Here is a 12,116-nt window from a genome sequence, read left to right as displayed (position 1 = left end):
CACGGACCGGTACGGTTTCTTCACTCGGCCGATCGACGGACTTTCCGTCAGCCACATTCTTGATACGCCCCCAACGGGACATTTTTCGCGCCAGACGCGGCAGTCACGCCTTCCGGCGAGGAGCCGCCGGCTTCCTGCGCGCGCCATGTGGAGATCCCCCGCAGGGACCCGTCTGCGGGGGATCGGTGGGAGCCCGGGGACGCATTGGTGCCGTGCATGCCCCGTAGGGGTGTCCGTAACTTCCCGGTGGACCCTCAGGGGGCTTCGAGGGCGGTCAGGGACGTTACGGCCGTCGGTTTGTCGGCGTCCGTCGAGTGGACCGTGAGCCTGATCCGGCGGGCCATGGCGCCCGGTTCGTACGGGTGCCAGGTGCGGCCGTCCAGGGAGGTCTCCAGGGTGTGGGAGGCCGGTGCGATGTCCGCCCAGCGAGGAGTGAGCGAGGCGAGCCGGGTCGCGTGGCGCAGCGGCACCGTCAGCGTGCCCGTCGCGCCGTCCGGCGACCAGGCGGTCGACGGGCTGCCGTCCACCGCCGCCTCGGCGTAGAGGCCGGGGGCCTCCGACGTGGCCGTCGCCGGGCGGCAGCGGGCCGCGTCGGACGTGGGGACGAGGTCGGGGCGGCGCGTGGGGAGCGTGAGGGTGCCGGAGAGGCGGCGCGGTCCGGCCGGCGTGTGGACCGTGAAGGGCTCGCCGTCCGTCAGCCGGACCGTGGTCGTCCGGGGGCCGACGGCGATGTCGTACGTACGGCCCCGGTAGCGCAGCCCGGTCAGTTCCACGCCCTCGCGGAGCTGCGGGGGCAGGAGCGGGTCGAGGCGTACGCCGTCCTCGCGGAGCCTGAGCCCGGTCAGGCCGTGCGTGAAGACCTGGAGGAAGCCGCCCTTGCCGGTGATGAAGTCCTCGGCGGGGAAACCCGAGAGGGGGTCCTGGGCCCCCGACTTCTCGCCCCGCGCCTCGGAGAAGAGGTCGTAGGGGCCACGGACGAACGGGCGTACGGCGCGCTGGAGGTACGTGTACGTGGCGCAGCCCGGCTCGCCGATCGCGGCGGCGTCGATCGCGTGCACCGAGTCGGTCATCGCGGGGCCGTCCGGGTCGGTGCGGGCCGCGTAGTAGTCGAGCGTCGCGGCTGCCGCGCCCTGTGCCATCGGCCACTCCAGCGGGTAGACCAGCAGCACCGTGTCGGCCTGCTTGATGGTCGAGCCGTTGTAGCCGGCGTACTGGAGGAAGACCTTCCGCTCGGCGTCGTAGGGGATGCGCAGTCCGTCGGCGACCCTGGTCCAGCCGGCGGGCGCCGGGTGGCCGAGGAGCTCGGCGGCGCGGGTGGCGTTGCGCAGGGCGGTGGCGGCGACCGCGTTGGTGAAGACGCCGTCCGTGACGCCGTTGCTGTACTCGTCGGGGCCGGCGACGTTCTTCACCGAGTAGCTGCCGTCGGTGTTGGCCGTGGCGCGCGACTGCCAGAAGTCGGCGATGCCCTTCAGCAGCGGCCAGCCCCGGCCGGCGAGCCAGGCGCGGTCGCCGGTGGCCAGGTAGTACTGCCAGACGGCGAGCGCGATGTCGCCCTGGAGGTGGTTCTGGGTGAGGCAGTGCGGCGGGTCCCAGCTCTGGCACTCGGAGTCCAGACGGCCCTTGCTCGCACTCGTCCAGGGGTAGAACAGGCCTTCGTGGCCCAGCTTCTCGGCGTTGGCGCGGGCGGCGTCCCGGGTGCGGTAGCGGTACTCGACGACGGAGCGGGCCAGCTCGGGGCGGGTGGCGAGCAGCCCCGGGTACATCCAGGTCTCGGCGTCCCAGAACACCATGCCGGCGTAGTTGTCGCTGGTCAGCCCGGCCGGGGCGATGCTGTCCGAGGAACCGGGCCGGGTGTTGGCCAGGAGCCCGTACTGCGCGGCCCGCAGCCAGGCCTGCAGGTCGGGGCTGCCCGGCGTCCTGACGTCGAAGGCCCAGGCCCGGCGCCAGGCCGCCGCGTTGGAGGCGAGGACCCCGGACCAGCCGCGGCGGGCCGCGCGGTCCGCCGCCGCCCCGGCGGAGGCGAGGGGGGTGCGGGAGGTGAGGGAGGTGTCGACCCCGACGTACTTCTCGAAGGTGTACGAGTGCCCGGCCCTCACCCGTGCGGTGCGGGCGCCGTCGGAGCCCCGTTGGACGATCGCCCCCGACGTGCCCGTGCCCAGCGTGCGGAACGTGCCGTCCTCGGCGACCGTGACCCGGCGCGCCCCCCGCTCGTCCAGCCGGCCCGTCACCGTGGCCGTGCCGCTCCAGCGCGGGGTCATCCGCAGGCGTACGGCGCCGGTGTGCACGTCGGAGCGGTCGGCCAGCACCTCGTAGGTCAGGTCGGTCGCGCGGCCGTCGGCCGTGGTCCACCGCAGGGAGGTGACCACGACGCCGCAGCGCAGATGGAGGGTCTGGCGGTAGTGGGAGACCTGGCCCGCGGGGGTGGCGGAGCCGTACGTCTCGGAGCCGACGCGCACGTCGAGCGTGGTCCAGGACGGCAGCGCGGCGAGCACCTCGCGGCCCTCGGCGAGGCCCTTGTCGCGGGCGTAGAGCCCGGAGACGAAGGCTCCGTCGTACCGTGGGGTGTAGAGGGGCCAGCCCGTCTTCTCGCCCGTGGCGGCGTATCCGGCGCCGGTGGCGGGGACGCGGTGGCCCAGGTAGCCGTTGCCGACGTAGGGGTCGTACCCCGCGGCCTCGCCGAAGGTGGTGGAGGCCGGTGCCCAGGAGGGGCCGGGGCGCGCGTCCGTCCTGCCGCACACCGGATCCGGGGCGGGCCCGGCGGCGTGCGAGAGCGGCGGCAGGGGGAGGACCAACGCGCCCGCGACGACCGGCGCGAGAAGAGAGATGCGCTTGAGGCTCACCCCACGAAGGTAGGGAAGACGACGCCGCCGGTGCGGTACCGGCGCGCGGGACGAGCGGACCGGTCCACGACCGGAGGCAGGGAGAGCGGCATGTCCTATCCGGAACCCGTCCACACGGACGGCGCGGGAGAGATCAGCGCGACGTACCGTCCGGCCGGCACCGCCCCGGACCTGCTGACACGCGGCGGCGGATCCACCCACTACCTGGCCACGACGGAGTCGACGCACGGCGAGTTCGGGCTGTACCGCATCACCATGGGACCCAAGGCGGGCGGCCCGGCCGAGCACTTCCACAGGTCGATCTCCGAGTCGTTCTTCATCCTCGGCGGGACGGTGCGGATCTACGACGGCGAGCGATGGGTGGACGCCACCCCGGGCGACTTCCTGTACGTGCCCCAGGGCGGCCTGCACGCCTTCCGCAACGACTCCGAGGAGCCCGCTTCCATGCTGCTGCTCTTCACGCCCGGAGCGCCCCGCGAGGAGTACTTCGAGAAGGTCGGAAAGGTCTCCGACTGGCCCGAGAAGCAGCGGGCGGAGTTCTTCGTCAAGCACGACACCTACTGGACGGGCGGCTGACAGGCCCCTGCCGCGCGAGGCCCGTCCGCCGGGCCGCCGCCCTCTCGCCGTGGAGATCCGCCCCCGCCTCGCCGACCGGGGTCCGAACCCGCCGCTGATACGCGATCGAGCGCCGAGGGCGGCACGTCCGCCGCCCTCGGCGCGGTCCCGGCAACGCCCTACCGGCGGTGCAGCCCCCGGTCGACCGCGGTCATCAGTTCGCCGTCGTCCGTGTCGCCGTCCAGCGACCAGAACATCGCGCCGCCGAGGCCCCGGTCGCGGATGTACGAGGTCTTGGCGCGCAGCACCTGCGGATCGTCGTACGTCCACAGAGTGGTGCCGTCGAACAGCCAGGCGTGGCCGTTGCGGGTGTCCCGGTGCACCTCGAACTGTCCGGACCCGGCCAGTTCCTTGAGAGCCTTGTAGTCCTCGTAGCCTGCGGCGTACGTGGCGGGCGCCGGTGCCTTCGCGGGCTGCCCGAGACCGTCACCACCCCCGGCGACGCCCGTCCACCCCTGACCGTAGAACGGCATGCCCATCACGAGCTTGCGGGCCGGGGCGCCGCGCTCGACCCAGTCGCGGACCGTCTGGTCGACGCTGAAGTCGCCCTTGGCGTACAGGGCGGACTGCTGTGCGGTCGCCGGCTCACCCGAGACGTGGAAGTCGTATCCCTGGAGGTTGACGAAGTCGAAGTCCCGCATGACGCGCGGTACGTCGAAGCCCGCGTCGATCTTGGCGGGAGCGGTGGGGACGAAGGCGGACAGCTCGTAGTGCTTCGGTTTCCCCCTCCGGCTGTTCTTCGCGTAGGCGTCGAGCTGTGTCCGGAACTCGTGCACCAGGGCGGTGAAGTTCTTCTTGTCCTCCGGGCGGTACACGGTGTCCGTGTCGCCGGCCGATCCGGGCCACTCCCAGTCGAGGTCGATGCCGTCGAAGAGACCGGCCGCGGCCCCCTCGCCCCCGCGGGCGCCGTCCACGGGCAGGTTGCCCTTGATGTAGAGGTCGATGCAGGACGAGACGAGCGCCTTGCGGGACGCGGCGGTGCGGGCCGCGTCCGAGAAGTGCGTGGACCAGCTCCAGCCGCCCAGGGAGATCATCACCTTGAGGCCGGGGTGTGCGGCCTTGAGCTCGCGCAGCTGGTTGAAGTTGCCCGCGAGGGGCTGCGCGTCGGTGTCGGCGACGCCGTCGACGGACCCGGCGGCGTCCAGCGGACGGGCGTAGTCCGCCCAGGCGTCGGCCTCGCCGGGCACGTTGCCCGTGAAGCAGCGGCCTTCGGCGCTGACGTTGCCGAAGGCGTAGTTGATGTGGGTGAGCTTGGCCGCGGTGCCACTGGTCTCCAGGTCCTTGACCTGGAAGTCGCGTCCGTAGACGCCCCACTGGGTGAAGTAGCCGACGGTGCGGTACGCGCGGTCGTGGTGGCCCGCACCCCGGTCGTGGCCGGGCCCGTCGGCGGTGGCGGCGGGGGCGAGGCCGGCCAGGAGGCTCAGGGCGCAGGCGGCGGCGGTGGTCAGTCCGGTCAGGGTTCTTCGGCGCATGGGGCTCGTTCCTGTGCGTGGTCCGGGAAAGCGACGGGAGCCGTGCTGTGCACAGGAAGGTATTGGTCTGGACCAAAAAGGGTCAAGGGTCGAGGCGTACCTGGCGTACTACCTCGGTCAGGTATGCGCAGGTGGGCGGGGAATCATCACTTCGAGTGAAACCCTGGCCTGTGCTTGCGGTACTCAACCCACGGTTGCAACGCTGTTGCTGTCTGTCAACCTGTTGGGAGTGGCCTGTGCCTTTCGGTGAGCAGCCCGCCTATCTGCGCGTGGCGAGCGATCTCAGGGAGAAGATCGTCAACGGCGCGCTGCCGCCCCATACCCGCCTGCCGTCGCAGGCCCGCATCCGCGAGGAGTACGGCGTCTCGGACACCGTGGCGCTGGAGGCCCGCAAGGTGCTGATGGCCGAGGGCCTCGTCGAGGGGCGGTCGGGCTCGGGCACCTATGTGCGCGCGCGTCCGGTCCCGCGCCGGATCGCCCGCTCCGGCTACCGGACGGGGGCGGGGGCCAGTCCGTTCCGTCAGGAGCAGACGGCGGAAGGGGCGCGGGGGACGTGGGAGTCCCGCAGCGAGCAGGAGGGGGCGAGCGACGAGATCGCCGAGCGGCTCGGGATCGAGCCGGGCGACCGTGTGATGCGCACGAGGTACGTCTTCCGGGAGGCGGGCGAGCCGATGATGCTGTCCACCTCCTGGGAGCCCCTGGCCGTCACGGGGCGTACGCCGGTGATGCTGCCGGAGGAGGGCCCGCTGGGCGGCTGCGGTGTCGTCGACCGCATGGCGGCGATCGACGTCGTCGTGGACAACGTGGCGGAGGAGGTCGGCGCGCGCCCGGGGCTGGCGGAGGAGCTCCTGGCGCTCGGCGGGGTGCCGGGCCATGTGGTGATGGTGATCGGGCGGACGTACTACGCCTCGGGGATGGCGGTGGAGACGGCCGATGTGGTCGTTCCCGCCGACCGCTACAGGATTGCCTACCATCTGCCGGTCAAGTAGCCGCCGGGGCACGGGGGATGACAGGTGGGACGGCCGTGGTGACCGCTGGGAGCGACGGTCTGTCCGCATCGGTTGACGCGGACGCAACGAACCCGGTCCGCACGTAACCGGCGGGCAACCGTTCACCGTGCCCACTTGTCATGTCCAAGTCCTAACTTCCCGTTCGTCACCCGCACACCGGACCGACGAACGGGAAGCCACCGATGACGGACACCGCAACGCCCACGGCGGGCGAGGCGCCGCGACAGGAGCCGCGGGAAGACCCCCGGCCGCCCCGGCGCAGCTATGCCAGGCTCGCGGCCGACGAGAGCCGCGAGGACTACTCCCTCCGCTACGCGCCGCACTCCTTCCGGCGCTGGTCGCCCTCGACGGTCGCGGGGACGGCGCTGGGCGGCATCGCCTATCTGGCCGACTTCGCGATCGGCGCGTCGATCGTCTTCACGTACGGCTTCACCAGCGGGCTCGCCTCGATCCTGGCCGCGGCGACGATCATCTTCCTCACCGGCATCCCGATCGCCCGGGCGTGCGCGAAGTACGGCCTGGACATGGACCTGGTGACCCGCGGGGCGGGCTTCGGCTACTTCGGCTCGACGCTGACCTCGCTGATCTACGCGTCCTTCACCTTCATCTTCTTCGCGCTCGAAGGCTCGATCATGGCGCAGGCCATGCACCAGGCCGTCGGGCTTCCCGTCGAGGCCGGCTATCTGATCACCACGCTGATCGTCATCCCCATCGTGTTCCGGGGCATGGGGGCGCTGGCCAAGGTGCAGGCCTGGACCCAGCCGGTCTGGATCATCGGGATGGTGCTCCCCTTCGTGGTCCTCGCCGTCGAAGCCCCCGCCTCCTGGGGTGCGTTCAGCTCCTTCACGGGCACGGAGGGGGCGGAGCCGGGCTTCTCCTGGATCGCCTTCGGCCTCGGCACGGGCGTGGCGCTCTCGCTCATCGCCCAGATCGGTGAGCAGGCCGACTACCTGCGCTTCATGCCCGCCAGGACCGAGGCCAACAAGCGGCGGTGGAACCTCGCCGTCCTCGCGGCAGGCCCCGGCTGGGTCGTCATCGGGGCCGCGAAGCAGATCGGGGGCGCCTTCCTCGCCTTCGTCGCCCTGGAGGCGGTCGGCAAGACGCACGCGCTGGAGCCGATCGCCCCGCAGATCGAGGCCCTGAAGCCGTGGCTCGGCTCGTTCGCGCTCCCGGCCGCCGCCCTCTTCGTGATCGTCTCCCAGATCAAGATCAACGTGACCAACGCCTACAGCGGCTCGCTGTCCTGGTCGAACTTCTTCTCCCGGATCACGCACAAGCATCCGGGCCGCGTCTGGTACATCTTCCTCAACCTCGCCATCGCGCTGACGCTGATGGAGATGAACATGTTCGCGGCCCTCAACAAGCTGCTGGGCTTCTACTCCAACGTGGGCATCGCATGGATCGTGGCCGTCGCGGCCGACCTGGTGATCAACAAACGGATCGGGCTGAGCCCCCGTTACATCGAGTTCAAGCGGGCCTATCTCCACGCGGTCAATCCGGCCGGCTTCGGTGCCATGGTGATCGCGTCGACCGTCTCGATCCTCGCCTTCTTCGGCCTCTTCGGCAGATACGCGGAGGCCTTCTCGACCTTCATCGCGGCCGGACTGTCCCTGGTCCTCTGCCCGTTGATCGCCTGGCTGACGAAGGGGAAGTACTACCTGGCGCGGCCGAACCCGGTGAACGGACCGGACGTCGACATCGCCGACATCACCGCCACGCACACCTGCGCGGTGTGCGAAACCGCCTACGAGCTCCCGGACATCGCCGACTGCCCGGTCCGGTCGGGGCCGATCTGCTCCCTGTGCTGCTCGCTGGACGAGGAGTGCGGAGACGTCTGCCGCAAGAAACCCGCGGCGGGCCCGGTACTGATGCCGGTGCCGGTCGTACGGACGCCCGCCGGCTGATGCCGTAGAGGTGCCGGCTCGTGGCCGGAAGGGGGGCGCATTCCGAGGAGTGCGCCCCCTTTGGTATGGCCGGATGCGTGTCTCTTTGTGTAAACACGCATCCGCTGAGTGAAGGTCAGGCGTACGCTCGGGCATATGCGTACTGCGGTTTCCTGGGGATCCTTAGAGACGTGCACGCCGGTGGGGAGAGGGGCGGGATGCAGGGGAGGGAAGTCATGACTGACAGCGGTGCCGTGCTCCCCTGGCTGGTGATCAGACAGGACGACAACGGCAACAGATACCGCGTCGGGCGTTATGCGACGCAGGACGAGGCTCAGAAGATCGCCGACGGCCTGGACCGTCATGGACACAAGCAGCTCTACTGGGTGGAGCGAACGAGCCGGAGCGCGCGCCCTTAGCGCATCGGCGGCACCGGCAGCGCACAGCGGCGTACAGCGGCGCGCCGACGGGAGATTCACCGGGGGGAGTTACGCTCCCGCACATGAGTGATTCCGTGGTGGTGGCCGGGGCCGTCTGCGACGGCGGGCGGCTCCTGGCCGCCCGCCGCAGCGCCCCGCCGGAGCTGGCCGGGCGCTGGGAGCTGCCGGGCGGCAAGCTGGAAGCCGGGGAGAGCGGCGAGCAGGCGCTCGTACGGGAACTCCGCGAGGAGCTCGGCGTGGAGTCGGAGCCACTGGAGCGCATCCCGGGGGAGTGGCCGCTGAAGCCGGGCCTGGTGCTCCGGGTGTGGACGGTGCGGCTGCTGTCGGGCGAGCCCGCGCCGCTGGAGGACCACGACGAGCTGCGCTGGCTCGCGCCGGAGGAGACGGACACCGTCGACTGGCTGGACCAGGACCGCCCCGCCGTGGCCGAAGCCGTACGCCGTCTGCGGGACGCCGCGCGGGCCTGAGCAGCACCGCCGCGCGCCCCGCGGTGGCGCCCGTTTCCGCCCGCCGTCCGGCAGGGGGCGTACACCCGTACGCCCCATAGGGCAGGGTCTGCGATAGTTCGCGCCGAATATCGGGTATGTGCCGACTATGCCCTGTTGACAGGGTGCGTCCCCGCTGCCGGCTCTGGGAAGTGATCGGCGTGACCGATATCGAAGGCGATTGTGCCGAGTGGAGCTTCCCGGCGGTGCCGGGCTCCGTGCGCAGCGCCAGGCACGCGGTCCGTGACGCACTGCACCAGTGGGGGTTCGACGCGGCGGTGGGGGACGTCGCCGTGCTCCTCGTCAGCGAACTCGTGACCAATTCCCTGCGCTATGCCTCCGGCCCCATCGGCGTCCGGCTGAGGTGGCCGCATCCCGACGGCGAGGTGCCCGACGCAGGTGCCGAGGGGCGGGGTCTGCTGGTGGAAGTCTCCGATCCGGTTCCGGATCCGCCCACCGAACGCACGGCCGGACCCGAGGACGAGAGCGGTCGCGGACTGCAGCTCGTGGCTTGTTCCGCGCGCCGCTGGGGGACCCGGCGCGGCAGAAGTGGCAAGACCGTGTGGTTCGAGCTCGCTCTGCCTGGTTAGGAGAGGTAGGGGACGCACAGCGATCACCGGAGGTCGGGCAGAACCTGGCTGAAAGGGACTGAGACCGTGCTGTGATCGTGAACGCCGTGCCGGTGAGGGCCGTAGTGCTGAATACTGCGGGCAGGACCGGTCCGGTGTGTGAGCTGGAGGGGACGGTCGCGTGAGCGAGATACCTGGGACGGCGGGCGACGTCATGTGGCAGAGCAGCCCGCCCGGCTCGATCTATGACTACATCAGGGTCGCATCGTTCTCGATCGGGCCCGACGGGCTGATCGAGCAGTGGAGCCGGCGGGCCGCCGGTCTCTTCGGCATGGCCTCCGACGAGGTGGTGGGCAAGGACCCGGTCGAGGCGTTCATGCCCGCCGAGCTGCGCCCGGGCGCCCACAGGCGGGTCGCCGAGATCCTGGACGGCAAGGAGTGGACGGGCGTCGTCCCGTTCCGGATCCCGGGCGAGAACGGGGTCGGCGGACTTGCTGAGATCTATGTCATGCCGAGCGAGACGGGAGCCGGAGAGCGCGCCGCGCTCTGCATCGTGGTCGACGTCAGAGCGCTGCGGCGCATCGAGACGGACCTCGCTGCCTCGCAGGCGATATTCGGCCAATCTCCCTTCGGTTTCGTCCTCTTCGGTACGGACTTCACCGTCGTGCGCGCCAACAAGCGGTTCGCGACCGTCTTCGGCGGCGAGGCCGACGACCACCGCGGCCGCACGGTGGACGACTACCTGACCCGCCCGGAGGCCGAGCGCCTCTCCGGCACGCTCAAGCGGGTCCTGGAGACGGGTGACGCCGTCACCGACCTCCAGCTCGTCGGCACCCCGCCCGGCACCACGGGCCGGCGCCACTGGTCCATGAACCTCTACCGGGTGCACAGCGGCGCCGGGCGTCCCGTGGGCGTCGCCGGACTCGCCACCGACGTCACGCAACGGCACATCGCCGCCCGCGAGGCCGCCAGTGCCCGCCGCAACCTCGCCCTGCTCAACGAGGCCAGCGCCCGCATCGGCAACTCCCTCGACCTGGAGACCACCGCCCGGGAACTGCTGGACGTCGCGGTGCCCGTCTTCTGCGACCTCGCCTCCGTCGACCTCTACCAGGGGCTGCTCACCGGCGAGGAGGCCTCGCCCGCCAGCTGGGGCAGGCACCAGGAGTCCGGCACCGGCTCCGCCGAGCTGCGCCGGGTCGCCCATGCCAGCGCCGTCTCCGACGCCCTCCCCGGAGCCTTCTCCGGCGTGGGCGGTGGAGTGGCGGCCGCCGGGGACACGGGGCAGCCCGCTCTCGGCGCGGTCCACCGCTACCCGTTCCACTCCCCCTGTGCCGTCGCCCTGCGCACCGGCCGCGTGGAGGACGTGCCCGGCGACGAACGCGGCTTCGTCCACTCCACCCTCGCCGTGCCGATGGTCGCGCACGACGTCGTCGTGGGCCTCGTCCAGTTCTCCCGGACCAAGGGCAGCGAGCCCTTCGGGGAGCGGGACCGGGCGCTGGCCACCGAGCTCGCCGCCCGCGCGGCCGTCTGTATCGACAACGCCCGCCTCTACCGCCGGGAGCACGAGCGGGCACTCATCCTCCAGCGCAGCCTGCTCCCGCCGGGCGACCCCGAGGCGGCGGGCCTGGACATCGCCTGCCGCTATCTTCCGGGCAACACGGCCACGGAGGTCGGCGGCGACTGGTTCGACGTCATCGAGCTCCCCGGCCACCGCACGGCCCTGGTCGTCGGCGACGTGATGGGCCGTGGACTGCGGGCAGCCGTCGCGATGGGTGAACTCCGCACCGCCGTACGCACACTGGCACTCCTGGACCTGGAACCCGCCGAGGTCCTCTCCGCCCTGGACGAGGTCGCCCGGGGACTGGGCACCCCCGGGGGCGGCGAGCGGAGCGAAGGCTTCGGCGCGGGCGGCGGCGCCCAATGGCCCTCGCGGGCCGCCCACAAGTCACGCGAGGCAGACCTCTCCGAGGTCTATTTGGCGACCTGCGTGTACGCGGTCTACGACCCGGTCACCCGGCGGTGCACCTTCGCCAACGCCGGTCACCTCCCTCCGGTGGTGGCCGAGCCGGGCGAGCCCGCCCTGATGCTCGACGTGCCCCCGGGCATGCCGCTCGGCGTCGGCGGCGAACCCTTCGAGGAGGTCGAGGTGGAGCTCAAGGAGGGCGCCCTCCTCGCCCTGTACACCGACGGACTCGTCGAGTCGCGGGACCATCCGCTCGACGAAGGCCTCGACGCCTTCCGGCATGCCCTCACGGAACCGTCACAGCCCCTCGAGGACGTCTGCGACCACGTGCTGACGACCCTTGACACCCGGCACGGCGAGGACGACATCGCCCTGCTGATGGCCCGTATCCAGGGGCTCGCCCCGGACGCGGTGGGCGACTGGCGGCTTCCGCGGGAGCTCCGCTCCGTCGCCCGCGCCCGTGAGCTGGCCCGTACCCAGCTCACCAGCTGGGGCCTGGACGACCTCGTGGACACCACCGAACTGCTCGTCAGCGAACTCGTCACCAACGCCCTGCGCTACGGCGAGGGCGAGATCCGGCTCCGACTGCTCCGCGACCGCACGCTCGTCTGCGAGGTGTGGGACGCGGGCCTCGTCCAGCCGCGGCGCAGGCGCGCCCGCGACACCGACGAGGGCGGCCGCGGGCTGCAGCTGGTCGGGCTGCTCAGCGCGGCCTGGGGCTCGCGGCGCACCCCGCGCGGCAAGACGGTGTGGTTCGAGCTGGCGCTGCCCGACGGAGAGCCCGCCGCCGAACTCTCCGTGGAGCAGTTGCTGAGCATGTACTGACGGGGCCCGGCGAG

At 71.6% G+C, this 12,116-nt stretch carries 9 protein-coding genes; 7 read left to right on the top strand and 2 right to left on the bottom strand.

Annotated elements, in window-relative coordinates:
* Positions 1–254 precede the first annotated feature (254 nt).
* The gene (locus ACZ32T_RS06625) at positions 255–2,840 is read right to left on the bottom strand and encodes a glycosyl hydrolase family 65 domain-containing protein (RefSeq protein ID WP_467365712.1); all 2,586 of its coding nucleotides are present in this window, start codon (positions 2,838–2,840) and stop codon (positions 255–257) included.
* Positions 2,841–2,930: 90 nt separating this feature from the next.
* Between ACZ32T_RS06625 and ACZ32T_RS06620 the strand changes: the two genes are divergently transcribed.
* Positions 2,931–3,416, top strand: a complete 486-nt coding sequence (locus ACZ32T_RS06620; protein WP_467365710.1) for a cupin domain-containing protein — start codon at positions 2,931–2,933, stop codon at positions 3,414–3,416.
* Positions 3,417–3,574: 158 nt separating this feature from the next.
* Here the strand turns inward: ACZ32T_RS06620 and ACZ32T_RS06615 are convergent, their stop codons facing one another.
* On the bottom strand, positions 3,575–4,927 hold the full coding sequence (locus tag ACZ32T_RS06615) for a glycoside hydrolase family 18 protein (RefSeq protein WP_467365708.1): 1,353 nt from the start codon (positions 4,925–4,927) through the stop codon (positions 3,575–3,577).
* Positions 4,928–5,163: 236 nt separating this feature from the next.
* On the opposite strand from ACZ32T_RS06615, the gene ACZ32T_RS06610 reads away from it, so the two are divergent.
* From ACZ32T_RS06610 to ACZ32T_RS06585, 6 genes are all read left to right on the top strand, one after another.
* Positions 5,164–5,916 (top strand): GntR family transcriptional regulator, encoded by a 753-nt coding sequence (locus tag ACZ32T_RS06610; RefSeq protein WP_467268019.1) that lies wholly within the window; start codon positions 5,164–5,166, stop codon positions 5,914–5,916.
* 203 nt (positions 5,917–6,119) lie between these two features.
* Complete coding sequence (locus ACZ32T_RS06605; RefSeq protein WP_467365707.1) at positions 6,120–7,841, top strand: purine-cytosine permease family protein; 1,722 nt, start codon at positions 6,120–6,122, stop codon at positions 7,839–7,841.
* 215 nt (positions 7,842–8,056) lie between these two features.
* Positions 8,057–8,239, top strand: a complete 183-nt coding sequence (locus ACZ32T_RS06600) for a hypothetical protein (RefSeq protein ID WP_033298025.1) — start codon at positions 8,057–8,059, stop codon at positions 8,237–8,239.
* Between the two features lie 83 nt (positions 8,240–8,322).
* On the top strand, positions 8,323–8,727 hold the full coding sequence (locus tag ACZ32T_RS06595) for a (deoxy)nucleoside triphosphate pyrophosphohydrolase (RefSeq protein ID WP_467268015.1): 405 nt from the start codon (positions 8,323–8,325) through the stop codon (positions 8,725–8,727).
* Positions 8,728–8,897: 170 nt separating this feature from the next.
* Positions 8,898–9,335, top strand: coding sequence for an ATP-binding protein (locus ACZ32T_RS06590; RefSeq protein WP_467268013.1), 438 nt, complete (start codon positions 8,898–8,900; stop codon positions 9,333–9,335).
* A 193-nt stretch (positions 9,336–9,528) separates the two neighbouring features.
* Positions 9,529–12,102, top strand: a complete 2,574-nt coding sequence (locus ACZ32T_RS06585; RefSeq protein WP_467366287.1) for a SpoIIE family protein phosphatase — start codon at positions 9,529–9,531, stop codon at positions 12,100–12,102.
* The last annotated feature ends 14 nt before the right edge of the window (positions 12,103–12,116 follow it).

Source organism: Streptomyces sp. NPDC023573 (assembly GCF_055559735.1).
This window is presented reverse-complemented; position numbering and strand designations above follow the sequence as displayed.